The 24,776-nt window shown below is 70.9% G+C and carries 20 protein-coding genes and 2 pseudogenes; 15 read left to right on the plus strand and 7 right to left on the minus strand.

Annotated elements, in window-relative coordinates; all coding sequences use genetic code 11:
* Positions 1-158 precede the first annotated feature (158 nt).
* The 7 genes and pseudogenes from ACFWBD_RS20335 to ACFWBD_RS20365 all read left to right on the plus strand — a co-directional run bounded on the left by ACFWBD_RS20335 (position 159) and on the right by ACFWBD_RS20365 (position 7,579).
* Positions 159-1,196: pseudogene (locus ACFWBD_RS20335) on the plus strand (sporulation protein).
* A gap of 47 nt (positions 1,197-1,243) precedes the next feature.
* Positions 1,244-2,063 (plus strand): annotated as a pseudogene (locus tag ACFWBD_RS20340) (SAM-dependent methyltransferase).
* Between the two features lie 243 nt (positions 2,064-2,306).
* Positions 2,307-3,320, plus strand: a complete 1,014-nt coding sequence (locus tag ACFWBD_RS20345; RefSeq protein WP_385668313.1) for a substrate-binding domain-containing protein — start codon at positions 2,307-2,309, stop codon at positions 3,318-3,320.
* 82 nt (positions 3,321-3,402) lie between these two features.
* Positions 3,403-6,171, plus strand: coding sequence for a nitrate- and nitrite sensing domain-containing protein (locus tag ACFWBD_RS20350; protein WP_385668315.1), 2,769 nt, complete (start codon positions 3,403-3,405; stop codon positions 6,169-6,171).
* Between the two features lie 11 nt (positions 6,172-6,182).
* Complete coding sequence (locus ACFWBD_RS20355; RefSeq protein WP_385668317.1) at positions 6,183-6,617, plus strand: roadblock/LC7 domain-containing protein; 435 nt, start codon at positions 6,183-6,185, stop codon at positions 6,615-6,617.
* A 1-nt stretch (position 6,618) separates the two neighbouring features.
* Complete coding sequence (locus ACFWBD_RS20360) at positions 6,619-6,975, plus strand: DUF742 domain-containing protein (protein WP_351759245.1); 357 nt, start codon at positions 6,619-6,621, stop codon at positions 6,973-6,975.
* Complete coding sequence (locus ACFWBD_RS20365; RefSeq protein ID WP_385668319.1) at positions 6,962-7,579, plus strand: ATP/GTP-binding protein; 618 nt, start codon at positions 6,962-6,964, stop codon at positions 7,577-7,579. The genes ACFWBD_RS20360 and ACFWBD_RS20365 overlap by 14 nt, the downstream gene beginning before the upstream one ends.
* Positions 7,580-7,681: 102 nt before the next feature.
* On the opposite strand, the gene ACFWBD_RS20370 is transcribed toward ACFWBD_RS20365, so the two are convergent.
* Entirely contained in the window at positions 7,682-8,098 is a 417-nt protein-coding gene (locus tag ACFWBD_RS20370; protein ID WP_385668321.1) for an ankyrin repeat domain-containing protein, read from the minus strand.
* A gap of 208 nt (positions 8,099-8,306) precedes the next feature.
* Here ACFWBD_RS20370 and ACFWBD_RS20375 point away from each other — a divergent pair, with 208 nt between their 5' ends.
* Positions 8,307-9,677 (plus strand): glycoside hydrolase family 43 protein, encoded by a 1,371-nt coding sequence (locus tag ACFWBD_RS20375; protein WP_385668323.1) that lies wholly within the window; start codon positions 8,307-8,309, stop codon positions 9,675-9,677.
* Positions 9,678-9,719: 42 nt separating this feature from the next.
* On the opposite strand, the gene ACFWBD_RS20380 is transcribed toward ACFWBD_RS20375, so the two are convergent.
* Positions 9,720-11,687 carry an aromatic amino acid lyase gene (locus ACFWBD_RS20380; protein ID WP_385668325.1) on the minus strand — a complete coding sequence of 656 codons (1,968 nt, stop codon included), beginning with the start codon at positions 11,685-11,687 and terminating at the stop codon, positions 9,720-9,722.
* Between the two features lie 24 nt (positions 11,688-11,711).
* Positions 11,712-12,668, minus strand: a complete 957-nt coding sequence (locus ACFWBD_RS20385) for an ABC transporter substrate-binding protein (protein ID WP_385668327.1) — start codon at positions 12,666-12,668, stop codon at positions 11,712-11,714.
* Between the two features lie 401 nt (positions 12,669-13,069).
* Here ACFWBD_RS20385 and ACFWBD_RS20390 point away from each other — a divergent pair, with 401 nt between their 5' ends.
* The 5 genes from ACFWBD_RS20390 to ACFWBD_RS20410 all read left to right on the plus strand — a co-directional run bounded on the left by ACFWBD_RS20390 (position 13,070) and on the right by ACFWBD_RS20410 (position 18,479).
* On the plus strand, positions 13,070-16,342 hold the full coding sequence (locus ACFWBD_RS20390) for an ATP-binding protein (protein WP_385668329.1): 3,273 nt from the start codon (positions 13,070-13,072) through the stop codon (positions 16,340-16,342).
* Positions 16,339-16,815 carry a roadblock/LC7 domain-containing protein gene (locus ACFWBD_RS20395; RefSeq protein ID WP_385668331.1) on the plus strand — a complete coding sequence of 159 codons (477 nt, stop codon included), beginning with the start codon at positions 16,339-16,341 and terminating at the stop codon, positions 16,813-16,815. The genes ACFWBD_RS20390 and ACFWBD_RS20395 overlap by 4 nt, the downstream gene beginning before the upstream one ends.
* Positions 16,816-16,846: 31 nt before the next feature.
* A complete protein-coding gene (locus ACFWBD_RS20400; protein ID WP_385668333.1) occupies positions 16,847-17,290 on the plus strand; it encodes a DUF742 domain-containing protein in 444 nt (147 codons plus the stop codon).
* Complete coding sequence (locus ACFWBD_RS20405) at positions 17,277-17,876, plus strand: ATP/GTP-binding protein (RefSeq protein WP_351759268.1); 600 nt, start codon at positions 17,277-17,279, stop codon at positions 17,874-17,876. The genes ACFWBD_RS20400 and ACFWBD_RS20405 overlap by 14 nt, the downstream gene beginning before the upstream one ends.
* Positions 17,877-18,020: 144 nt before the next feature.
* A complete protein-coding gene (locus tag ACFWBD_RS20410) occupies positions 18,021-18,479 on the plus strand; it encodes a RidA family protein (protein WP_385668335.1) in 459 nt (152 codons plus the stop codon).
* On the opposite strand, the gene ACFWBD_RS20415 is transcribed toward ACFWBD_RS20410, so the two are convergent.
* The 4 genes from ACFWBD_RS20415 to ACFWBD_RS20430 form a co-directional block, all read right to left on the minus strand.
* Positions 18,476-19,144: an ABC transporter permease gene (locus tag ACFWBD_RS20415; protein ID WP_385668337.1), complete on the minus strand. Its 669-nt coding sequence runs from the start codon at positions 19,142-19,144 to the stop codon at positions 18,476-18,478. The two genes, ACFWBD_RS20410 and ACFWBD_RS20415, sit on opposite strands and share 4 nt — an antisense overlap.
* Complete coding sequence (locus ACFWBD_RS20420; protein ID WP_385668339.1) at positions 19,141-19,857, minus strand: ABC transporter permease; 717 nt, start codon at positions 19,855-19,857, stop codon at positions 19,141-19,143. The genes ACFWBD_RS20415 and ACFWBD_RS20420 overlap by 4 nt, the downstream gene beginning before the upstream one ends.
* Entirely contained in the window at positions 19,854-21,008 is a 1,155-nt protein-coding gene (locus ACFWBD_RS20425; protein ID WP_385668341.1) for an ABC transporter ATP-binding protein, read from the minus strand. The genes ACFWBD_RS20420 and ACFWBD_RS20425 overlap by 4 nt, the downstream gene beginning before the upstream one ends.
* A gap of 82 nt (positions 21,009-21,090) precedes the next feature.
* Positions 21,091-21,489 carry a hypothetical protein gene (locus tag ACFWBD_RS20430; RefSeq protein WP_385668343.1) on the minus strand — a complete coding sequence of 133 codons (399 nt, stop codon included), beginning with the start codon at positions 21,487-21,489 and terminating at the stop codon, positions 21,091-21,093.
* Positions 21,490-21,625: 136 nt separating this feature from the next.
* On the opposite strand from ACFWBD_RS20430, the gene ACFWBD_RS20435 reads away from it, so the two are divergent.
* Together ACFWBD_RS20435 and ACFWBD_RS20440 are read left to right on the plus strand one after the other, a co-directional pair.
* Positions 21,626-22,522, plus strand: coding sequence for a glycosyltransferase (locus tag ACFWBD_RS20435; RefSeq protein WP_385668345.1), 897 nt, complete (start codon positions 21,626-21,628; stop codon positions 22,520-22,522).
* The gene (locus tag ACFWBD_RS20440) at positions 22,519-24,699 is read left to right on the plus strand and encodes a glycosyltransferase family 39 protein (protein WP_385668347.1); all 2,181 of its coding nucleotides are present in this window, start codon (positions 22,519-22,521) and stop codon (positions 24,697-24,699) included. Before ACFWBD_RS20435 ends, ACFWBD_RS20440 begins: the two co-directional genes overlap by 4 nt.
* The last annotated feature ends 77 nt before the right edge of the window (positions 24,700-24,776 follow it).

Here is a 24,776-nt window from a genome sequence, read left to right on the forward strand (position 1 = left end):
GTCATTCGAACAGGTGACTTGGGAACCTCTCTGCCGTCGCGACGAGTTCAGCGGAAGACCACTGCAATGGGCTCGAGGCAATGGGTTCGGCGTGAAGGAGCGACAGCGGCATGGTGTTCAAACGGCTGCTCGGGGCGATCGGCATAGGCGGCCCCTCGATGGACACGGTGCTCGACGGCGGGGCGATGCTGCCGGGCGGGTCTCTGTCGGGGCAGGTCCGGCTGCGGGGCGCGGCACGGCCGTGGAGATCGAGGAGATCGGCCTGGAGCTGGTGGCCCGCGTCGAGGCGGAGCACGAGGAGGGCGAGAGCGAGGGCGCCGTCGCGTTCGAGCGGTATGTCGTTCGGCGGGGGCGTCCGGCTCGGCGAGGACGAGGAACGCAGTGTGCCGTTCACGGTCACGTTGCCCTGGTAGACACCGGTCACCGAACTGTACGGGCAGCCGCTGGGCGTCGTCCTGGGCGTGCGCACGGAACTCGCGGTGGCCGACGCCCGCGACCGGGGCGATCTCGACCCGCTGACCGTCCGTCCACTGCCCGTGCAGGAGGCGGTCCTCGAAGCGCTCGGACAGCTCGGGTTCGGCTTCCGCTGCGCCGACCTGGAGCGCGGCCGCCTCGGGGGCACGGGCCAACGGCTGCCGTTCTACCAGGAGATCGAGCTCACCCCTCCCCCGCGGTACGCGCACGCGGTGACCGAGACCGAGCTGACCTTCCTCGCCACCGCCTCCGGCCTGGAGGCCGTGCTGGAGGCCGACAAGCGCGGCGGCCCGCTCACCCCCGGCCATGACGCGCTGACCCGCTTCACGATGCGCCACGAGGACGTGCCCGTCCTCGACTGGAACAGCGAGGTCGACGGCTGGATCCGCCGGCTGACCGACCACCGGGAGGCGTACGGCGCGCAGGCTTACGTCCACTCCGCACCGCACGCCGACCACCTCACCGTCCATGGCCCCGGCTCCGGCGGGGGCACGGCCGTCGGAGCGGGCGCGGTGGGGCCGGCCGTGGGGGCCGTCGGCGGCATGGTGGCGGGCCGAAGCGGTCGACGAGATCGGCGACTTCTTCGAGGGAGAGGAAGAAGACGAAGCGGAGGGCAGCGAGGAGGGCCAGGAGGACCAGGAGGGATTAGGAGAGCGGAAGAAGGCGCGAAGCGGCAGAGCAGCAAGGCAGAAACGCGTTTTTGGCTCAACCGGTCTTCTTAAGTGGAGGGTTGAGCCCCGTGGACAGCGACGAAAGGGACAGCGGCGAAATGACCGGCGCCAAAACGCGCCCCGAAAGCGACGCGGTCGACACCGGGACCGCGCACTCCGCTCGGATCTACGACTACATCATCGGCGGCAGGGACCACTTCCCGGCGGATCGCGAGGCCGGGGACGTGATGGTCCGGGAGTGGCCCGCGCTCCCCGTCCACATGCGTGCCAACCGCGACTTCATGAACCGCGCCGAGCGCCATCTCGCCCGGGAGGCCGGGATACGCGAGTTCCTCGACATCGGCAGCGGCATCCCCACCTCCCCCGACATCCACGAGATCGCCCAGGAGGCGGCCCCGGACTCCCGGGTGGTCTACGTCGACAACGACCCCGCGTCCTGGACCTGGCCCGGAATCTGATGAGCAGCACGCCCGAGGGCCGCACGGCCTACCTGGAGGCCGACATGCGCGACCCGGCGGGCATCCTGGCCGCGCCGGAGTTCCGTACGGCACTGGATCCGGGCAGGCCCGTCGCCCTCACCGTGATCGCGATCGTCCACTTCCTGCTCGACGAGCACGACGCCGTCGGCATCGTCCGCCGCCTGCTGGACCCGCTGCCCCCGGGCAGCCACCTGGCGATGTCCATCGGCACCGCGGACTTCGCGCCCGAGGAGTCGGCCGCCTCGCGCGTGAGTACGCGGCCCCCGGCATGCCGATGCGGTTGCGCACCCGGGCTGAGGCGGCGGAGTTCTTCGCCGGCCTCGACCTGGTCGGCCCCGGCATCGTCCAGGTCCACCACTGGCGCCCCGACGGCACCGGCACGGAGGTCGTCCGCGACGCGGACATCGCGATGCACGGGGTGGTGGCCCGCAAGCCCTGAACCACGCCGACAGGTTGACGATCAGTCACCTCAGCTGCGGATATGCTCCCTTCCGTCCTGGCCGCCCCGCCCGGATCACAATGCGGCGGCAGCTCCTCACCCCATGTGGTAGCTCACTTGACTACCAGCGGTCACACACGGTTGGCTCCGAGCCAACGAATGCCTCTCGCCGGTGCACACCCCTCGCTCCGGCGGCGCTCGCCCGTCTTCCCTGCTCTGCCGCACAGCGAGGTGCAGCCCCCCATGAACACTCCCCTCCCCGCTCCCTCCGTTTCCGTTCCCCTCAGATCCGTACGCCTCCCCGCCCTGGCCGCGGCCTGCTGCCTTCTCCTGCTGACCGGCTGTTCCGGCTCCACTTCCGGCTCGGACACGGACACGGCCGGCGGCTCGGGCGACCGGATCAAGATCACCCTGGTCACCCACGGCGCCGAGGGCGACGACTTCTGGGAGCTGGTGCGCAAGGGCGCCGAGGCCGCGGCCGCCAAGGACGGCGTCGATCTGACCTACGCCAGCGACTCCGACGCCGCCGGGCAGGCCGAACTGGTGCGGGACGCGATCAGCGACCGGGTCGACGGCATCGCGGTGACCCTCGCCAAACCGCAGGCGATGAAGAGTCCGGTGGCCCGGGCCAAGGCGGCCGGCATACCCGTGGTCGGACTCAACTCAGGTATCGACGCCTGGCGTTCGGCGGGCCTTCTGGAGTACTTCGGCCAGGACGAGAGCGTCGCGGGCCGTGCCGTCGGCGACAAACTCGACGACCTCGGCGCGAAGCACGCCCTGTGCGTCATCCACGAGCGGGGCAACATCGCCCTGGAGGCGCGCTGCGCCGGCGTGAAGAAGACGTTCACCGGCGAGACCGAGATGCTCTACGCCGACGGAACGGACATGGATGCCATGACCGCCGCCCTGACGGCACGCCTGCGACAGGAACCCGACATCGACGAAGTCATCGCCAACGGAGCGCAGTTCGGCCTCGCCGCGGTCCAGGCGACCGAGAAGGCGGGCAGCAAGGCCAAGGTCGCCACCTTCGACCTCAACAAGGACCTGGTCACGGCGGTGCGCGACGGCAGCGTGCAGTTCGCGGTGGATCAGCAGCCCTATCTTCAGGGCTACTTGGCCGTCGACGGGCTCTGGCTCTACAAGACCAACGGCAATCTCAGCGGCGGCGGCACCGCGCCCGTACTGACGGGCCCGGCCTTCGTCACGAAGACCAACGTCGCCCAAGTCGCCCGCCTCGCCGCCGCCGGCACCCGCTGACCCGGCCGTTCCCCCTCCCCTCGCTCCTCCTCGCTCCCGCTTCTCCTCCCCCTCCCCCCGCTGATCGCTCTCTAGGACGACTATGTCTCCACGGACAGGTGCCCGGCGCCGACGTCTCGGCTCCATACGTCTCTCCCTGATCCTGCTGGCGCTGGTGCCCAGCGTCACCCTCGCCGCCATGTGGGGTGTGACGACGACCCAGATGTTCGCGGAGGGTCTGCGGCTGCGCGCGCAGACCGAACTGAGCCGGTCGACCGGTGCCATGGGCACCGAGGCGACGCTCATGCTCCAGCAGGAACGCAGCCTGTCCGCCGTGTGGCTGGCCTCGCGGCCCGCCGGTTCCCGGGCCGCGCTGGAGGCACAGCGCGAGAAGACGGACGCGGCGGTCGCGAAGCTCGTCGCCCGGTCGGACGACATCCAGCAGGCGTCCGCCCGCGTCAGGGAGCGGATGTACTCGGTCGTCGCCTCCGTGGGCAGCCTGGAGTACTACCGGGGCCAGGTGGACGACCCCGTCGACATCACCGCCGCTCAGGCGCTGGACCAGTACACGTCGATCATCGACGACCAGATCCACGCCTTCCAGGAACTGTCCCAGGTCGACGACGGTGACCTCACCTCGCAGGCCGGACCGCTCATCGCCCTGGAGCACGCGGCCGAACTGGTCTCCGAGGAGGACCTCCAGCTCACGCTCGCCGGGCCCCGGCAGCGGATGGACGAGAAGACCTGGGCGGAGTTCGCCCAGTTGGTGAACACCCGGCGCTGGCTCGTGCAGGACCAGATCGTCCCGTCGCTCACCGGCGCCGCGAAGGCGCAGACCGAGAAGATCCTGACGAGCTACCAGTGGCAGATCCTGGAGTCCGTCGAGGACAAGGTGCTCGCGGCCCGCGCGAAACAGAGCGAAAACGGTGACATCGCGTTGCCGGACGTGCAGAAGCAGTGGCGTGCCGCACTCATCGAGGTCTCCGACCAGTACTCGGGACTGATCCGGCTGCAGACCACGGCGCTGCTCCAGCGCAGCGCGGACGAGGCGCGCGAGCTGCTCATCACCGCCGCCTCGCTCAGTGCCGGCGGTCTCGTCGCCCTGCTGCTGTGCGTCGGCATGTCCTGGCGTATCACCCGCTCGCTGTCCCGGCGGCTGCACGGGCTGCGGATGGCCACGCTGAGCCTGGCGCACGAACGGCTCCCGGACGTCGTGGCCCGGCTGGACCGGGGCGAGACGGTCGACGTGGACTCGGCGACCCCTCCTCTGGACTACGGCGGCGACGAACTCGGCCAGGTGGCACTGGCGTTCAACACGGCGCAGCGCACCGCCGTGCTCACCGCGGTCGAACTCGCCGACACCCGGCGCGGCTTCCAGAAGGTCATCCTGGGCATCGCCCGGCAGAGCCAGAACCTGGTCAACCTCCAGCTCAGCAAGCTCGACGCACTGGAGCGGCGGCACCAGGACCCGGACGTCCTCAACGGGCTGTACGAACTTGACTCCACGGCCAGCCAGTTGCGGCGCTACGAGGAGAACCTCGTCATCATCAGCGGTGGCCGGCCGGGACGCAGCTGGACGGAACCGGTGGCGCTGATCGACATCCTGCGCAGCGCCGTCGGGGAGGTCGCCGAGTACCGGCGGGCCGAGGTGCACACCGAGGAGGACGTGTACATCGCGCCGCCCGCCGTGGCGGACGTGATCCACCTGCTCGCGGAGCTCATCGACAACGCGGCCTCCTACTCGCCGGCGCCCAGCCCGGTCGGCGTACGGGCCGCGCTGGTGGCCAGGGGCTTGGCGATCGAGGTCGAGGACCGCGGCCTCGGCATGTCCGAGGAGGACTACGACTCGTTCAACGCGCAGTTGGCGGTCCCGCCCCAGTTCGACGTGGTGGCGCTCGCCGACGACCTGCGGCTGGGCATGTTCGTGATCGCCCGGCTCGCGACCCGGCACGGCATCGCCGTCACCCTGCGCTCGTCACCGTACGGCGGGACCACGGCGATCGTGCTGGTCCCGCACGACATCGTGGTCCGCGAGGCCTCCGGCCCATCGGCCCCGGCGGCGGAGGACTCCGGCGAGCCGACGACCGCCGGTCCTCCCTTCCCGGCGGCGGACCTCGCGTCACCTGTGCGGGACACACCGGACGCGGCGCGTGAGCACAGCAGGCCGGACACCGAACACACCGCACCGGTCGCACCGCCCTCTCCGGCACGGGACACCTCCGCTCCGGCGCCCAACCCGGCTCCCCCATCGGCCAGTAGGTGGGACCCGGCACTCAGCCGACCGGCCTCGGAGCGCCTTGTTCCCGGCTCGGCCGACACCCCGTCCTCGGCCGACACCCCGTCCTCGGCCGACACCCCGTCCTCGGCCGACACCCCGTCCTCGGCCGACTCTCCGTTCTCGACGAGCGACTCGTCCCTCCCGACGGACCATCCGGCCACGGACGTCGGGTCCGTCACCGGGTCCGTCACCAAGTCCGTCACCGGGTCCGGTGCGCGGGGCGTGGCGGATGGCGGAGGCCTCCGGGCGGGCGCGGTGGCGACCGCCACGGCCCGGACCCCGGGCCCGGGCGCCCGGACCGGCGGTCTCACCCCGTTGCCCCGCAGGGTCCCGCAGACCAGCCTCGCCACCGAGTTGCGCGCGGACTCCGCGTCAGCCGCAACGATCGAGGAAGACGGTTTCCCGGACGACTTCACCGCGGAGCGCGCCGCCTCTTCCCTCGCCGGTTTCCAACGAGGCACGCTGCGAGCACACGCCGATGCCGACCTGTCGCTCGACGACCCGCAGGAAACACCCGCCGAGGAGGCCTGCGACCCGCCGGTCACCGCCGCGGGCACCTCTCAGACCCCGACACCGCCCGCCGACCGCTCATGAAGGACTTCGCGATGACACGCTCCAACCCCGCCACGAACACCCAGCTCGACCAGCTGCTCACCGGTCTCGTGGACCGGGTCGCCGACGTGAACCAGGCCGTCGTACTCTCCGAGGACGGGCTGGTGGTGAGCAAGTCCACCGGTTTCCTGCGCGAGGACGCCGAGCGGCTGGCGGCGACCGCGTCCGGCCTGATGAGTCTCAGCAAGGGCGTCAGCATGGATTTCCGCGGCGGCCCGGTGCGCCAGGCGCTCATCGAGATGGCCAACAGCTACCTGATCCTCACCTCGGCCGGCCCGGGGGCCCATCTCGTCGTGCTGGCGGGGAAGAACGCGGACGTGGGCGTGGTGGCGTACCAGATGAACATGCTGGTCAAGAAGATCGGCGAGCACCTCAGCGCGGCACCGCGGGCCCATGTCGGTCCCGCCGTCCGCACCAACGGCGGGTGAGGTGAGCGGAGGCGACGAAGCGGGCCGACTCGTCCGGCCGTTCACCCTCACCGGTGGCCGGACCCGGCCCAGCCGTGCCGACTTCACGCTCATCACGACGGTGACCGCGGTCGACCCGCCGCCCGAGCGGGCGGCGCGGCCGCAGCCGGAGCACACCCGGATCCTGCGGCTGTGCGCCCGGCCGCTCGCCGTGGCGGAACTCGCGGCCCATCTCGACCTGCCGGTGAGCGTGGTCGTCATCATGCTCTGCGACCTGCTGGAAGCGGGCCTCATCACGGCCCGGCCGCCCCGCCCCGTCACCGGCACCCCGGATCTCGACCTGCTGGAGAAAGTGAGGGACGGCCTTGGCCGGATCTGATTCCACCGCTCCCACCGCCCTCAGCGCCGGGCCGGCCGCGGCGCCCGACACGGTGAAGATCCTCATCGCCGGCGGCTTCGGGGTCGGAAAGACCACCATGGTCGGGGCGGTCAGCGAGATCGCGCCACTGCGCACGGAGGAACCGCTGACCATTGCCGGGCTGGAGGTGGACGACCTGAAGGGCATCGAGGAGAAACGGTCCACCACCGTGGCCCTGGACTTCGGCCGGATCACCATCGGCGGCGACCTGGTGCTGTACCTCTTCGGCACGCCGGGCCAGCAGCGGTTCTGGTTCATGTGGAACGACCTCGCGATCGGCGCCCTGGGGGCGGTGGTGCTCATCGATGTGCGGAGGCCGGAGTCCAGCTTCGCCGCGATCGACTTCTTCGAGCGCCGGGGCATCCCGTTCGTCGTTGCGGTAAACGGTTTCCACGGGTTGCACCCGTATCCGACGGAGGAGATCAAGGAGTCCCTGGCGTTGCCCGCACATGTTCCCGTGTTGCTGTGCGACGCACGGCAGCGCGACTCGTGCCGGGACGTACTGATCGCCCTGATCGACCGGCTGATCGAAGACGTCGCACTCCGGTCGAGCCCGGCACACTGATCCACCGCCCGACGCGCCTGACCGCTCACCGCGTCACCGCGCCACGGCGCCACCGCCTGACCGTCCGACCCGCCCGACGGGCCCCGCGCATCTGGGACTTCGTCAGTGGGCTCCCGCGGCGCGCAGCGCGGCAACCGTTTCCGGGTGCGGTCCCGCGGCCGCCCACTCGATTGGGGTCATTCCGGTGCCGTGGTCCTCGCGGAGGTTGGGGTCGGCGCCGTGGGCGAGCAGGGCGCGGACCGTGTCGAGGTGACCCCAACAGGCCGCCGCGCACAGCGGGGTTCCCTCGGCGCCCAGGCCCGCGCTCTCTGCGTCGGGCGGCGCACCGGCTTCGAGCAGTCTGCGTGCGGCGTCGGCGGACCCCTGAACACAGGCCTCGTACAACGGGGTTGTCCCGTCGCCATCGGCAGCCGTGGGGTCGGCGCCGGCCCGCAGCAGCAGGTCGACCTCGGGACCACCCCCGAACATCACCGCCGACAACAGACGCTTCGTCAGTTTCTTCCGCCGTCTCCTGTTCACGGTCGCCGAGACTAGCCCGGACGGCCGACGATATCGCCGGAATTCCCCTGGGCCGCACGCAGGTGCAAGGCGGGAAACCGCCAAGCGTGTCCCGGTGATTGACCTGTTCCTCGCACGCCCCTACCTTCTGACCGACTCACCGAACCTGGTTCGGCATTTCGAACCCATGGGTCGGCATCAAAGGGCACCCCGCACCCCTGGAGCGCATATGACCCCCAACCCCTCCCGCCGCCTCGTCCTGGGCGCGGCCGCCTCCGTCCCGCTGGCCCTCACCCTCGGCGTCCCGTCCGCCCACGCGGCCGACTCGGCCTATGTGATGGGCTACTTCACCGAGTCGACCAGCCTCGGCGCCGGCACCGACTACGGCCTCCACCTCGCCGTCAGCACGGACGGGCTGCAGTGGATGCCGCTGAACCAGAACAACCCCGTGGTCACGCCCACCGCGGGCGCGCTGGGGCTGCGCGACCCGTTCATCCTGCGCAAGCAGGACGGCACCTTCGTGGTGATCGCCACCGACCTCAAGGGCACCGACTGGAGCTACGTCAGCCAGTACGTGCATGTGTGGAACTCCACCGACCTGCGCACCTTCACCGGCTACCACCGGCTGAAGCTGCACGACATGAACACCCACAGCTGGGCGCCGGAGGCGTTCTGGGACGCGGGCCGGGGGCAGTACGCGCTCATCTACTCCGCCGTGAACGACAGCGGCCACAACGTGATCATGGTCAACTACACCAGCGACTTCGTCACCGCCTCGGCGCCGCAGGTGTTCTTCGACCCCGGCTACGACGTGATCGACGGCGACATGGCCGTGGGCGTGAACGGCGTCAACTACCTCTACTTCAAGAAAGACCAGACGCTGGTGGGCGCGCGGTCCGGCTCCCTGGATCCCGGCAGCTTCACGGTCTTCAACACAGGGGTCGCCCACGGCGGCACCGAGGCGCCGACCCTCGTCAAGTCGCTCACCTCCAGCACCTGGTGGCTGTGGGGGGACACCTACACGCCCAACGGCGTCTTCTACGCCTGGCGGTCCACCGACCTGTCTGCGGGCACCTGGACCGCGCTCGACCAGAAGACGTACACCCAGCCGGTGAACTCCAAGCACTGCGGCGTCACGACGATCACCAGCACGCAGTACAGCAACCTCGTCGCCAAGTGGGGCGCCCCGGCCTGGAACCGGCTCAAGTCCTACAACCACCCGGACCGTTACGTCCGCCACGCCAACTACGTCGGCCGCGTCGACACGTACCCCTTCGACCTGTACACCGACTCGCAGTGGAAGCTCGTCCCCGGCCTGGCCGACAGCTCCGGGGTCTCCTTCCAGTCGGTGAACTACCCGACCCGGTACCTGCGGCACTACAACTACCAGCTCCAACTCGACGTCAACGACGGCACATCGACGTTCGCCGGAGACGCGACCTTCTACCGCACGGCGGGTCTGGCGGACTCCGGATGGGCCTCGTTCCGCTCCTACAACAACCCGACGCGCTACATCCGGCACGCGAACTACGTACTGCGCATCGACCCGGTCTCGACGGCCACCGAGAAGCAGGACGCGACGTTCTACGTGGGTTACTGAGCGGGGCTCCGCACCGAAGCCGCCCCCCCCCAGGCGCTCGGCTCACAACTCGGCGAAAAACGGCAGCAGTTCGGCCGCGGCCGTCACGTCGCCGGTCAGTGGGCGGTCTTCCGTGCCCGCGGGAAGGACGGCCGTCGCCGCGGCGTAGACCTCAGCCGGCGGCGGCAGCGACCCCGCCTGGGCCGGACGCATCCTCAAGGCCCGTACGGCTGCGACGAGTTCACATGCGAGGACGGTGGTGTAGGCGTCCGTTGCCCGCGAGGTCTGGCGGGTGGCCTGCCCGGCGAAGCTGGCGGCCTCCTCCAGACCTCGCGACAGGACGGCATGGCCCGCCGAGGCGGGTGTCGCCCCCGAACGCAGTTCCGCCAGCGCTGAGTTGGCGCTGTACTCCAGGATCATCGTGCCTGAGCTGCTCGCGGGTCCCCCACCGAGGAACGCGGGCAGGCCGGTGAGACCGGGGTCGCCGAGCGCCGCCAGGCGAGCGGCGGAGAACTGCGCGGTCTGCAACAGGGCGAGGTTCACCGCGTCCAGGGCGAGGCCCAGGGGCGCGGCGAAGAAGCCACCGTGGTGGTAGGCCGCGGTGCCGTCGGGATCCACGAGGGGGTTCTCCGACGGGCAGTTGATCTCCACCTCGATGACTTCGCGCAGTCGCTCGGAAGCGTCCAGGGCGCAGCCGTGCGCCTGCGGGAAGGCACGGAACCCGAAGGGGTCCTGGATACGCCGGCCCTGGCGGCGCCGCGGCCGGTCGGGCAGGCCGAGCAGCCGCCGCACCTCACCGGCCGCACGCGCCGCGCCTGGATAGGGCCGAAGGGCGTGCACGGGCGCGGCGTACGCCTCCGGCGAGCCGGACACCGCGGCGAGGGAGAGGGCGGCCACGGCGTGCGTGGCCCGCAGCAACACGTCGAGGTCGCGTTGGGCGAGCGCGGCCTGCCCCAGCGCGAGGGCATTGCTGCTGAGCAGAGCCAGCGCATCACCGGGCTGAAGGACGACCGGGGCCGGGAGCCCGGCGGAGTGGGCGGCGGCCGTGACGCGGGTGGCTGCGGAGACGGGGACGTAGACGGTCTGGGCGGCGGGTCCGGGGAAGGTGACGAGCCGAACGGTGGGGGCAACGCCCTGCCGGGCAGCGGTAGCGGGCTCTTTATCGGCGGCCGCTGCGGCGTCGGCGGCCACGTCGGCAGTCGACCCAGCAGTCCGTGACGGGCCGGCCCGATCCGCTTCCGCATCGGGCCCGTTCGCCGGGACGCCCGACACAGCCCGCGCTTGCGGCGTCTCCGCCGGACGGGCCGACGCGCCGCCCGGCGCGAGTTCCGTCCCCGCGACCGACCGGCCGCCGTGTGCAAGCTTCGTCACCGGGTCGGCGGACTCGCCACCCGGCTCAGCCTTCTCCATCCGGCCGGCCGAGTCAGCCTTCTCCCCTTGGTCGGCCGGCTCGCCGTCCAACCCGGACACTCTCCTCGGCGCGGCCAACTCCGCTCCAAGCCAGGGCCGTTCGCCGATCAGCGTCAGGCCGGTCTGGGCCAGAGCCGTCAAGTCACCGGTGCCGACACCGCCGTACTCGTTGACGGCCGGGTGGACGCCGAGACGGAGGGCCTCGACAAGGGCGTCGATGAGGGCGGGCTGGATGCCGGAGCCGCCGGCGAGGAGCTGGTTGGCGCGCACCGCGAGCATGGCGCGGACCTGGCGGGCGGGGAGCAGGGCGCCCGCTCCGCCCGCGTGGCTGCGCAGCAGGCGCAGGCCGTGGGCGGCCTCGTCGCCCTCGTCGACCGGCACCGAGCGCTGTGCGCCGACGCCGGTGCCACGGCCGTACAGCCGTCCGGCGGCGGCGAGTCGCTGCGCGGCACGCCAGGAGAGGCCGGCCCGCTCGCGGGCCTCGGGGGCCACCGCGGGTACGGCCGCACCGTCGACGAGCGCGATCAGCTCGCCGACGGTGAGGGTGGTTCCGTCCAGGACGGTCCGGGCGCCCCCGCGGTGCGCGGAAACCCGTGTCGGTCCGTTTGCTGTTGTTTCCACCGGTTCACGTGATCCGGTGGAACCTCAGCCGAGGCCGGCCGACTTCAGCCAGGCCTTGGCGACGTCCAGCGGGTCCTTGCTCTCCAGCTGCACCTGGGAGTCCAGGTCGAGGAGGGCCTTGGTGTCGAGCTTGGCGGAGACGGCGTTGAGCGCGTCGATGCCCTCCTGGGAGAGCCCGCTCTTGTAGACCAGCGGGGTCACGTTCGCGAATCCGAAGAGGTTCTCCGGGTCCTGGAGGACGACGAACTTCTCCTGGGTGATGGTCGGGTCCGTGGTGAAGATGTCCGCCGCCTGCACGGTGTTCTTCTTCAGCGCGGCCTGGGTCAGCGGGCCGCCCGCGTCGAGGGCCTTGAAGGACTTGAACTTCAGCCCGTACACCGACTCCAGGCCGAGGATGCCCTGCTGGCGGGTCTGGAACTCGGGCGAACCGCCGAGGACCAGCTCCGGCGCGAAGTCCTTGAGGTCGGCGAGCGTGGACGTGGCGGTGAGGTTGTACTTCTTGGCGGTCGCCGCGTTGACCGTGACGGAGTCCTTGTCCTCGGCCGGCGACGACTCCAGCAGCGTCAGCTTGGAGTCGAGCTTGGCCTTCGCGTCGGCGTTCACTTTCGCGAGCGAGGTCTGCTCGGCCTTCGCGTCCAGGTAGGCCAGCAGCGAGCCGTTGTACTCCGGCAGGACGGTGATGGAACCGTTCTTGAGCAGGCCGTACGTGGTCTCACGGCTGCCGATGTTGGGCTTGTAGGACACCTTGATGCCCTTGGCCTTGAGGGCCTCGCCGTAGATGTCGGCGATCAGGATGCTCTCGGCGAAGTTGTTGGAGCCGACGACCACGGTGTCACCGGCCGCCTTGTCGCCGGCGAGCGGGTCGGAGGTGTCGTCGGAGGAGGAGCATCCCGCCAGCAGGACCGTCACCGCCGCGAGGGCGACGGCCGCCGCACCTGGGTGGTTCCTGAAGGACCTGCTGCTGTGGGCGTTGGTAGTCACGGTTCCCGTTCCGGGCTGGGGGGTTGATGAGAACTCAAACACTCTTGCCTGATCCAATCCACCCGCTTCTTGATCAGTCAAGAGGAGCCGGGTTACCGATTGGCTTCGATCCGTGATCACTTGCGCACGGATCGGAAGATCACCTGTGTACCCCTCGGGAGGCCCCCGAAAGGCCCGTGTACACCTCTTCGTAATGGATTCTTGACGTAGGGCGACACGCTCGGCCGTTCGAATAGGGGATAGTCTCGCCGGAGTTGACCTCCGCCACAGCAGTCGGCGTCGGTCACGGCGGTGTTCGGGGGCCGCTTCCGTATCATCCATATTCGGACATGTGCGTGCAGAAAACCGGCATGCATACCAACCCCGCTCGCACGCTGCAACGCCCCTTTGAAGGAGGCCCGGTGTCCACGAAAGAGGTGGACGCGTCCGCCCGGCCGGCATCCTCGGCAGCCACGTCCGCACACCGCGGCCTGCGGGGTTTCGCCGACCGGTGGCCCTTCCAGCGCAAGCTGAACGTACTCGTCGGTATCCCGCTGACGGTGATCGCGCTGCTGCTGACGTACCTCATCGTCGACCTGGTGCAGGAGTCCAACCGCGCCGAGGACGCCGCCCAACTGGTGCGCGACAGCGCCCAGGTCGCCCAGCTCGTCGCCGAGCTGCAGGACGAACACCAGCAGGCGATCCTGCTCTCCGTACGGCACGAGGCGTCCTTCGACGGCGGCACGCCCTCCACCGACGGCTACCGGCAGGCGCAGGCCGCCGTGGACGCGCAGGTGCAGAAGGTGGTCGACGCCTTCGGCGGCCGGCTTCCGGACACCGAGGTGCAGGCCCTGAAGGAGGTCCAGGGCCTGGCCGGGCTGCGGGCCACCATCGAGCAGGGCTATCTGCCCGCCGACAACATCGACCCGGCGTACTCGGGTGCGGCCGACGGCCTCATCGACGGGCTGGGCCTGGACCGCAACGCCGACCTCGCGACGACCTTCACCGGCAACCTCCTCGACTCGCTGCTGCGCGCCGACGCCGCGCACGGCGCCTTCGAGACCGGCGTGTTCTCCGCCCGGACCGGCGACAGCAACGCGCTCATCGAGTTCACCGGCGCGGTCGGCTCCTACGAGCTGTTCACCTACCAGGCCGAGCGGTTCGGGCGGTTCGCCGACGAAACGCAGACCGAAGAGTTCGGCGGCATCGAGCACAACGCCTCGCAGGCTTCGATCGGCCAGCACTACGCCGAACTGGCCGTGGACCCCAGCGCGTTGCAGGCCGAGTCCAAAGCCGAGATCCGTACGGCGTTCCGGGCGGCCATCGCCTCCTACCCCGACTACAGCGCACAGGCCCGGACCCGGCTGAAGATCACCGCGTCGCTCATCGACCAGATCGCCGACCGGGCCGACGACACCGCCTCCGGCGCCCAATGGCGCGCGGGCCTGCTGCTGAACCTGGCGCTGCTCTGCTTCGCCCTGTGGATCGCCTTCTCCATCCTGGTACGCCGCTCCGTGGTCCGCCCGGTGCTGGCGCTGACGGGAGCCGCCCAGGAGGTGGCCGACGTCGCGGGCCGCGAGCTCGCCCGCGTCGCCGACGACGACGCCGAGGAGTCCGGCCCCCCGCGGCTGCGCGAGCTGCCGGTCACCGCGGACGACGAGATCGGTGAACTCGCCGAGGCCTTCAACAACGTGCAGACCACCGCGGCCGCGCTGCTGGAGCGCCAGGTGCTCAGCCGCCGCAACGTCGCCGAGATGTTCGGCAACGTCGGACGCCGCGTCAGTAACCTGACGACCCGTCAACTTGCCCTGATCGACGCGGTGGAGCGTGGCGAGACCGACCCGGCGCTGCTCGAACGCCTCTACTCCATCGACCACATCGCGGTCCGCCTGCGCCGCAACGCCGACAGCCTGATGCTGCTGGCCGGCATCCGCGAGACCGTCCTGGACTCCGGGCCGACCGAACTCACCAACGTCGTACGCGCCGCACTGGGCCAGATCGAGGGCTTCCAGCGGGTTCAGCTGCGTGCCGCGAGCGAGGCCCTGGTGGAGCCCGACATCATCGGCGACCTGACGCTGATGATCGCCGAACTCCTCGAGAACGCCGTGTCGTTCTCGCCCGAGGGCAGCCCCGTCGAGGTGGTGGTCGGTTCCGACGACGACGCAGCCTCGATCACCGTCGCCGACCACGGTCTGGGCATGAGCGCCGAGCGCCTCGCCGAGGAGAACTCCCGCCTCGTGCGCCGTGAACGCCTCGACGTCGTCCCGACGAAGGTGCTCGGCCTGTTCGTGGTCGGCGCGCTGGCCCGCCGCTGGGACGTCGACGTCACCCTGTCCCGCACCCCGGGCGGCGGCGTGACGGCCGAGGTGCTGATTCCGTCGACGCTGCTCCTGACGACGAGCGAGCTGGGACCGGTGGGCAGGCCCGCCACCACCGGCACACCTTCGTCCCGGGCCGCGGCGGCGCTCACCACCCCGTCGGCCCCCGCGGCCGGCCCGTCGCCGTCGTCCTCGATCCCGTCCGCGGTCCCCTCCTGGGCCACGAACGAGGACGATCCGACCGCACTCCCGCGCCGGGTCCCCCGCCGCGATCCGTCCCCGGCCGAACGAGAGGCCGAGGCCCCTCTCACTCCGGTGTCCGGCGCCGACGACCCGACGCGCGACAGCGCCTCCACGGTGACAGGCGCCTCCGCCGAAACCGATGAAAGCGGTATCTCGCCCCATACGGCGGAAACCGGTTCCCCAAGCCTTACTGCCGGAACCGGTTCCTCTTCCTCCGGCCATGCGGCTGTAACCGCTTCCTCCGACCGTGCCGTCGAAACCGGTGTCTCCGCCCGTACGGCGCAGAGCGAGGCTTCGGCCCCTGCGGAGGCCGAGGCGGCGAGTCCCGCCCCCACGCCGAGTTCCGCGGCCCGCGCCTACCCGGCCGGCGTCGGGATCCCGGCGCCCCGCACGGCCGAGGCGGCGCTCCACACCCGCGCCGCGGACGAACCCGGGGACCACGCCCGTACGGCGCAGCGCACGACCCCCGCCGGTACGGCGCAGTCGTCGCACGGCCACGCGGCCGAGTCCCGGCCCGCCGCCCGCACGACGGAGACCGCGCCGCACGCCCACCCGTTTGGCCCCGAGAGCGGCCCCGCCCGCACGACGGGCGGCCCCGGCGACTCCGTCCGCAGGGCGGAGCGGGCCGCCGAAGACCGTGGCGCCGAACCGCCCGCGCCCGACCGCGCCGCCGGGCCCACCGGTTCCCTCTCCCCTCCCGACCGGGCCGGGGCGGACCCGTTCGCGGTCGGTCCCGACGGCTCCCGTCCGCTGCGACGACGGGTGCGCGGGGCGACGCTGCGGACGACCGCCGACGCCGCCGCCCAGCAGGCAGCACGGCAGGCCGCCCGCCCCGCCGACGCGGACGCCGTGCGTGATTCGCTGGACGAGTTCGAGGCGGCCGTGGCGCGCGCACACCGGGACACCGGCGAACGCCCTCGCCCCGCCGAGACCCGCCCCACCCCCACCACCGAAGACCCGACCGACCGCCGGAACGACCGCCGGCACGACCACCGTCCCGGCGTTTCGCCCGACCGGACCGAATGGACAGAGCCGTCCGACGCGTCCGACCGGACCGAACCGATCACCGACCCGATCACCGTCCGGGACGCCACGCACCACCAGAACCACCTTCCGGAAGGAGCCGAGCAGTGAGCACGTCGACAGGTGAGACTCCCACCGGAGACGCCAAGCCGACCGACCTGCGGGCCGCCGCAGCCGACTTCACCTGGCTGCTCAACCGCTTCGCCACCGAGACCGCGGGGGTCGTGGACGCCATCGCGGTGTCCTCCGACGGACTGCTGATCGCGGTGTCGGAGCTGCGCGAGCACGCCGACTCCGAACGGCTGGCCGCGATCGTCTCGGGCATCACCAGCCTGGCCGCGGGCGCCTCCGGCAACTACGGCCTGGGCGGCCTGAACAAGGTCATCATCGACCTGGAGGGCGGCCACGTCCTGGTCTCCGCGATCGGGAGCGGCGCCGTGCTCGGCGTCGTCACCGACAAGGAGGCCAAGCTGGGCAACATCGCCTACGAGATGACGGTGTTCGCCAACCGGGCCGGCACGGCGCTCAGCCCGCAGCTCGTCCTGGAACTGAAGAACAGCGTCGGCGCCACGCGTACGCGCTGAGCGCGTGCCACCGTAGAGAGAGCGAATACCGATGGCGGACGGCCGCACACCGCGCGAGGCCGGCGAGGACGGCGTCGCCCCCGTCGGTCCCGCACCCGCCGTCCGGCCCTTCCTGGTCACCGCCGGCCGGGTGGCGGGCGGCGCGGGCGAGGCGTCGTCGGGCCGGACGATACCCGTGGAGACCCAGCTGGTGGCCACCACCGGCGGGCTCGACGCTCTCGGCCGGCTTTCCTTCGAACAGCACGACATCGTCGCCGCCTGCCGCGTCCCGCAGTCCATCGCGGAGATCGCGGCCAGGCTAAGGCTGCACCTGAACGTGGTGCGGGTCCTCGCCGAGGACCTCCGGACGGCGGGGCAGTTGTCGGTGCACGTGCCCGACTCCGGCGTCACCCACGACGCATCCGTTCTGCGCAGGGTTATCGATGGCCTACGGGCCATCCCCGACTCCCGGGGGGTACTCCGTGACACCGACTGAACCGCTGGTCCGCACCTCGGCCGGCCAGGCCGCCGTACGGCCGCCGCTGCCGGTGAAACTGGTGATCGCGGGCGGCTTCGGCGTGGGCAAGACCACCGCCGTCGGCTCGATCTCCGAGATCGAGCCGCTGACCACCGAGGCGGCCATCACCGAGGTCGCGGCGGGTGTGGACGACCTCAGCCACACCCCGCGCAAGACCACCACCACGGTAGCGATGGACTTCGGCTGCATCACCATCGACCCGACGCTCAAGCTGTATCTGTTCGGCACGCCCGGGCAGGAGCGGTTCGGGTTCATGTGGGACGACATCGTGGAGGGCGCGGTCGGCGGGCTCGTCATCGTGGACACCCGCCGCCTCGACGACTGTTACGCGGCGGTCGACTACTTCGAGCACAAGCAGATCCCGTTCGCCGTTGCCGTAAACGCTTTCGACGGCCAGATCGCACACACGCTGGACGAGGTCCGCTGGGCCCTCGACGTGTCCGAAGGCATCCCGCTGCTCGTGTTCGACGCCCGCGAGCGCGGTTCGGTACGCGACGCCCTGCTGGTCGTACTGGAACAGGCGCTGGCGCGTTCGGGCGGCTGACGGCGCACTGGACGGCCGGAACCGTGGAATCCGTCAGAAACGATCAGAAACGGCCGGAAAGTCGAATTCGGCAAAGGCGGCTGCAGCCGGGCCGAAACTGCGGTGCGGGGGAATGACTTTCCCCCGCACCGCAGTTGTTCCGTCATGAGCCACCGCGAGAGCCACGTCAACGACCTCAGCCACGACGACCGTACGATCACCAACCCGCCCGCCCTGCACGACCCCACGCCCCTCGGGTACAGCCACGCCGTGTCGTCGCCCGGCGAACCGGTCTTCCTCGCGGGTCAGTACGCCTCGGACGCGTCGGGCGCCCCGGTGCCCGGCGACTTCGCCGCTCAGGTGGAGCTGGCCTTCGACCGTCTTGAGGCGGCGCTGGCCGGAGTGGGCCTCGGGCTACGCCATGTCGTGCGGTTGGGCACGTTCATCGTCGACCACGACATCGGCAGGCTCGAGATCCTGGGCAAGGCCCTGCATTCCCGCTTCGGTGAGCGGCTGCCTGCGCAGACCCTGAGCGGGGTCGCCTCGCTCGCCCTGCCGGGCATGCTGTTCGAGGTCGACGCGATCGCCGTACGGCCTTCGCCCGGCGGCCAGGACCGGTCCTAGTTGCTCCGGCGCACCCCCGGTGAGACCGTCACCTTCGCCGCCGCCCAGAACACCGCGAGCGTCGCGAGTGCCATGCCGGCGACGAGGGTGGCGCCGCCCACCACCTTCTCGTAGTCGTGCTGGTAGAGACCGTCGACGATGTAGCGGCCGAGGCCGCCGAGGCTGACGTACGCGGCGATGGTGGCCGTGGAGACGATCTGGATGGCCGCCGAACGCAGACCGCCGAAGATCAGCGGGAGCGCGACGGGCAGTTCGACGCGCAGCAGGACGCCGGTCTCGCCCATGCCCATGCCCCGCGCGGCGTCCACGGGGGACGGATCGACGGAGCGCACCGCCTCGTAGGTGGTGACCAGGATCGGCGGGACGGCGAGGACGACCAGCGGGATCATCACGGGCAGCATGCCGAACCCGAGGGCGATGGTCGTCACCACCAGCAGGCCGAAGGTGGGCAGCGCCCGGCCGGCGGTGGCGACCAGGGAAAGGACGTTTCCGCCCCGTCCGTAGTGACCGGTCACCAGGCCGATCGGCAGTCCGATGGCGGCGGCGATGGCAAGCGCTTCCAGGGAGTACTGGACGTGTTCCCACACGCGGGTGGGAATTCCGTCGTAACCGTGCCAGTGCGCGCTGTCGCTGAAGAAGGCGTTTACGAAATTGATGACGTTCACCGGGCTGCGTCCTCCAGGGCGGGCACGGCCGGATCGGGCCGGACCCCGGCGGGCTTGGTCTTACCGCCGCGCGCGCCGCTCGGCATCCACGGGGTGAGCAGAATGCGTACGACGACCAGCAGGGCGTCCGCGAGCACCGCCAGAGCGGCACTGGTGATCACGGAGTTCCAGGCGAGTTCCGGCCGGTTGTAGATCTGCGCGTCGTGCAGCAGGTTGCCGAGCGCGCCCTGGTTTCCGATCAGCATGCCGACGCTGACGAGGCTGATGCTGGACACGGTGGCCACCCGGAGGCCGGCGATGATGGCGGGCACCGCGATCGGCAACTGGACCTGGACGTAACGGCGTACGGGCCCGAAGCCCATGGCGGTCGCGGCGGCGAGGGTCTCCTGCGGGACCGAGCGGACGCCGTCGACGATCGCCGGCACGAGCACGACCAGGCTGTAGACGGTGAGCGGGATCATCACCGTCAGCTCGGTCTGCCCCGTGTAGTCGATGAGGACGACGAAGAAGGCCAGGGACGGGATGGCGTACAGCACGGTCGTCACCCACAGCACAGGCGGGTACAGCCAGCGCAGCCGCACGCACAACCGGGCCAGCGGTAGCGCGAGCAGCAGCCCGCCCAGCACCGGCAGCAGGGCCTCGCGCAGATGGAGCCCGATGAGGCCGAACCAGTCGTGCTGGAGGTCGCTGGGGATGTCGAAGAAGCGGTTCACCGGATGACCTTCTGGGCGGTCTCCTCGGGCGCCGGCCTCTCCTCACGGCCTGCCGCGTGGGCGCCGCGGATGGCCTCGCCGATGGCCGACTGGGAGACGACTCCGGCGGCCCGGCCCTCGGCGTCCACGGCGACCGCCCAGCCGGTGGGCGACAGGACCGCGCAGTCGAGGGCGGCGCGCAGCGAGTCCCGCCCGGCGACGAACGGCCGTCCGTACGGCAGCAGTCGGTCGGCGTCGACCCGTCCGGCGGTCAGCGCGCCGGGCTCGCTCCAGCCGAGCGGACGGCCGTCCAGGCCGGTGACCAGGAGGAAGGGGGCGTGGCTCGCGCCGCGTGCGGCGATCTGCTCGGCCGTGGAGTCGATCGCGACTATCGGGGTGGTGAGCAGCTCCAGGCCGGCGGAGGAGAAGAAGGACAGGCGCCGGATGCCCCGGTCGGCGCCGAGGAAGTCCTCGACGAACGCGTCGGCGGGGTCGGACAGCAGATCGGCCGGCGGCGCGAACTGGGCGAGCCGGCCGCCGGTGCGCAGCACCGCGACCATCGTGCCGAGCTTGACGGCCTCGTCGATGTCATGCGTGACGAAGACGATGGTTTTGCCCAACTCGGCCTGGATACGCAGCAGTTCGTCCTGAAGACCCTTGCGGACGACGGGGTCGACGGCGGAGAACGGCTCATCCATCAGCAGCACCGGCGGATCGGCGGCGAGCGCGCGGGCCACACCGACGCGCTGCTGCTGGCCGCCGGAGAGCTGGTAGGGGTAACGCTTGGCGAACGAGGCGTCGAGCCCCACCCGTTCCATCAGCTCCCGCGCCCGCGCACGGGCCTTGTCCTTGCCCCAGCCGAGCATCCGGGGCACGGTGGCGATGTTGTCGACGATCGTCCGGTGCTGGAAGAGTCCGGCGTTCTGGATGACGTAACCCATGGACCGGCGCAGGGTGTTGACCGGCTGCTGACGGCTGTCGACGCCGTCGATGAGGATCGTGCCCTCGCTGGGCTCGACCATCCGGTTGATCATCCGCAGAGTGGTCGTCTTGCCGCAACCCGAGGGGCCGACGAGGACGGTGATCGAACGGTCCGGTATGTCGAGGGAGAGCCGGTCGACCGCCACCGTGCCGTCCGGGTATCGCTTGGTGACTGAATCTATCCGTATCAAAGCGCCGAATACCCTTCGGGTCTGGCCATTTCTGCCCGCTCTCGATACGAGTTCGGGCCGTTGCGGGGAGAGTCTAGACCGCTTACCAGATCAGCAGTCCGCCGCCGACCCCCTGCGCGTACCGCGCGCTCGCCTCGATGCCGTCCAGGCGGCCGGAGATGTGGTGACGGTGACTCTCGACCGTCCGGTCGGGCGGACAGGTCTCGACGGCGAGCCGCTCCGAGTAAGCGCGTACTAGAGCGATTTCCGCCAGGAAGGCGGGGATCTCTTCCGGAGCGACGAGATCACCGTTGCGCACGCTCACCAGGGCCGGCAGGAACCGGGCGCCGATCCGGCGGACGGACCGCGATCCCCAGACCGTTGTGCGCCACGACTCCGGCCCGGCCAGGTCCATGCCGTCGGGCCGACCGTCCCGTTCCCCGGCCAGGATGTCGAGGTCCCCGTCGTCCCCCACCAGGAAGACCTCGCCCGTCAGGCTCATGCCCTCAGTGGGTCACGCCACCCGCCCCTGGGTGAAAGGGGTTTCCTCTGTGCGCGACCTGTGAGTCCGCTGATTCTCACTCTTCCCTCAGGACCGGCTCAGGGATCCCCCAGACATGGCCCCGATCGTCATGGCCATGAACGAAACGAACGCGGGAGGCGTCCGGCAGCGGTCGGTCGAGATCGTGGTGCCGGTGTACAACGAGGCACACGTCCTCGCCGACAGCATCGGCCGTCTCCACGCATACCTCGAAGAGTCCTTCCCGTTCCCGTTCCGCATAACGATCGCGGACAGCGCCAGTACGGACGCCACCTGGTCCGCGGCGACCGACCTGACGCTCCGTCTCCCGCACGTGCATGCCCTGCGCCTGGAGGAGAGTGGCCGGGGCCACGCCCTGAAACACGTGTGGAACCGCTCCAGCGCAGATGTCGTCGCTTACCTGGACGTGGACCTGTCAACTGGCCTGGAGGCGTTCCTCCCCCTGGTCGCCCCCCTGCTGTCCGGGCACAGCGACCTCGCCGTCGGCAGCCGGCTGCACCGCCGGGCGACCGTGGTCCGGGGCGCCAGGCGGGAGTTCGTCTCCCGCTCTTACAACCTCCTGCTCAAGGCCGGCCTCGGCGCCCTCCACCACTCTCGGCTTCGTTCGAGCGGGGGAACCCCCGTCTCGGACGCGCAGTGCGCCTTCAAGGCCGTCCGCACCGACGTCTTCCGCGCGCTCGCCCCGCACATCGAGGACACCGCCTGGTTCTTCGACACCGAACTGCTGGTCCTGGCCCAGCGCAACGGGCTCCGCGTCCACGAGGTGCCCGTCGACTGGACGGACGACCCCGACAGCCGGGCCGACATCGTCCGCACGACCGTCGACGGCCTCAAGGGCATGGGCCGGATGCTCCGCTCCGCCCTCACCGGCCGCACCCTCGTCCCCGCCGTACCCCGCCGCACGAGCACCCCCCAGGTGCCGGCGGCGCGCACGACCACCCCCGCCGCCGTCCTGCCCACCGGGGCGAACACCCACCTGGAGTACGCGTCATGACGACTCTCGCCCCGCCGCCCGCCCCCGTCCGGCAGGACGGAACCCGGCACCGGGCGGCCCCGCCCGGTGCCGGCGGACTCACCTCCCGCGTCCGGCGTCTGTTCACCGGTGCCCCCGAGGACCCGCGCTGGGCCCGCCCGGCCCTCTGGGCGATCCTCGTCCTGGCCACGGCCCTCTACGCCTGGAACCTCTCCTCGATCACCGGCAACACCTTCTACGACGCGGCCGTCTACAGCGGCACCAAGAGCTGGAAGGCGTTCTTCTTCGGCGCCCTGGACGCCGGCAGCTTCATCACGGTCGACAAGCCACCGTTCGCCCTGTGGGTGATGGGCCTGTCCGCCCGCGCCTTCGGGTACGGCACCTGGCAGTTGATGCTTCCGATGGTCGCCGTGGGAACCGGTTCCGTCGCGCTTCTGTACCGGCTGGTCAAGCGGGACTTCGGCGCGGTGGCGGCGACCGTCTCCGCGCTGGCGCTGACCCTCACCCCGATCACGGTCGCCATCACCCGGGACACCAACCCGGACCCGATCCTCGTCTTCCTGATGCTGCTGGGCGCGGCCGCACTGCTGAAGTCCGTGCGCACCGGCCGGCTGATGCCGCTGGTCTGGTCCGGTGTCGCAATCGGTTTCGCGTTCAACACGAAGATGATGCAGGCATACGTCGTCCTGCCCGCGTTCTTCCTGGTGTACCTGTGGGCAGCGAACGCATCGCTGGGCAAGCGCATACGCAACCTTGCCGTCGGCACGGTCGCACTGATCGTCTCCAGCGCCTGGTGGATGGTGGTCGTCGATCTGATCCCGGCCTCGTCCCGCCCGTACATCGGCGGCTCGACGGACAACACGGTCTGGGACCTCGTCATCGGCTACAACGGTTTCGGCCGTATCTTCGGGGCGAGTTCGTCGGTGGGTTCGCAGGGCAACGGCGCCAGCTTCGGCGGCGAGGCGGGCCTGTACCGGATGTTCAACGACACCATGGGCGGCCAGATCTCGTGGCTGATCCCCTTCGCGGCGATCGCGCTGGTGGCAGGTCTCGTCCTGCGCGGCCGGGCGCCCCGTACGGACGCCAGGCGTGCCGCGCTGATGCTGTGGGGCGGCTGGTTCGTCCTGCACTACCTGACCTTCGCGCTCGCCGAGGGCACCTTCCACCCGTACTACGTCACCGCCATGGCGCCCGGAATCGCGGCCCTGGTCGGCGCGGGCGGTGTCATGCTCCACAACGCTTTCCGAAACGGCTCCGCGGCGAAGTGGGGGTGGGTGCTGCCGTCGGCGGTGGCGGCGAGCTCGGTGTGGGCGGTCGTCCTGCTCCAGCGGGCCTCCGGCTCCGGAACGCTGTACACGGTCGCCGAGGTCATGGCCGGTGTGGCGGGGGCGGCCTCGGTGATCGGGCTGCTGGTCGGCCGGTTCACGAAGCGGCAGCGGCTGATGGGCGTCGCGGCCCTGGCGGCGGTCGTGGCGCTGCTCGCCGGTCCGGCCGCGTACTCGGCCTCGGCGGCGACCTCCAGCACCAACGGCACCAATCCGACGGCCGGGCCGAGCAGCGGCGGCATGGGAGGCATGGGCGGTGGCGGCGGCCAACGGCCCAGCGGCGCCGGCGACGGAACGGGAACCGACTCCGGTGCGGCGCCGAGCGGTTCGGGCGACGGCCAGGACATGGGTCAGCCGCCGTCGAACAGCGGCGGCTCGACGGACAACGGCGGCTCGACGGAGTCGGGCACGACCGAATCCGGCACGGCGGACTCCAGCACGGCGGGGTCCGGCTCGACCGAAGCGGGTACGACCGAGGCCGGCACGGCGGAGTCCGGCACCGCCGGCGGTCGCACCGGTGGGGGCATGGGCGGCGATACCCAGGTGTCGTCCGCGATGATCACGTACCTGAAGAAGAACCAGGACGGCGCCACCTGGCTGGTGGCCGTGGCCACCGACCAGACGGCCTCCTCGATCATCCTGGAGTCCGGTGAACCGGTCATCTCGATGGGCGGCTGGTCCGGCAGCGACAACGCGATGACGCTGGCCAAGCTGAAGAGCCTCGTGAAGGCGGGCAAGCTGCACTACATCGTCGTCAGCGACAGCGGCCAGGGTTCCTCGAACTCCGAGATCTCGACCTGGGTCAAGGCGAACGGCACGGCCGTGTCCGACTACAGCGGTCTCTACCGCCTGGACGCGTCCGACGTCGGCTGAGAACCACGAGGTAGGTCGTCAACAGAAAAGGCGGGCCGCCGGTTTCATCCGGCGGCCCGCCTTACCCATGATAGGAA

This window comes from Streptomyces sp. NPDC060002 (assembly GCF_042737245.1).
GTDB lineage: Bacteria > Actinomycetota > Actinomycetes > Streptomycetales > Streptomycetaceae > Streptomyces.

What these genes read in the sequence shown, in the direction of transcription:
- ACFWBD_RS20345 (WP_385668313.1), top strand. Translation starts at nt 2,307, where the DNA reads ATGAACACTCCCCTCCCCGCTCCCTCCGTTTCCGTTCCCCTCAGATCC.
- ACFWBD_RS20350 (WP_385668315.1), top strand. Translation starts at nt 3,403, where the DNA reads ATGTCTCCACGGACAGGTGCCCGGCGCCGACGTCTCGGCTCCATACGT.
- ACFWBD_RS20355 (WP_385668317.1), top strand. Translation starts at nt 6,183, where the DNA reads ATGACACGCTCCAACCCCGCCACGAACACCCAGCTCGACCAGCTGCTC.
- ACFWBD_RS20375 (WP_385668323.1), top strand. Translation starts at nt 8,307, where the DNA reads ATGACCCCCAACCCCTCCCGCCGCCTCGTCCTGGGCGCGGCCGCCTCC.
- ACFWBD_RS20400 (WP_385668333.1), top strand. Translation starts at nt 16,847, where the DNA reads ATGGCGGACGGCCGCACACCGCGCGAGGCCGGCGAGGACGGCGTCGCC.
- ACFWBD_RS20410 (WP_385668335.1), top strand. Translation starts at nt 18,021, where the DNA reads ATGAGCCACCGCGAGAGCCACGTCAACGACCTCAGCCACGACGACCGT.
- ACFWBD_RS20430 (WP_385668343.1), bottom strand. Translation starts at nt 21,489, where the DNA reads ATGAGCCTGACGGGCGAGGTCTTCCTGGTGGGGGACGACGGGGACCTC.
- ACFWBD_RS20435 (WP_385668345.1), top strand. Translation starts at nt 21,626, where the DNA reads ATGAACGAAACGAACGCGGGAGGCGTCCGGCAGCGGTCGGTCGAGATC.
- ACFWBD_RS20440 (WP_385668347.1), top strand. Translation starts at nt 22,519, where the DNA reads ATGACGACTCTCGCCCCGCCGCCCGCCCCCGTCCGGCAGGACGGAACC.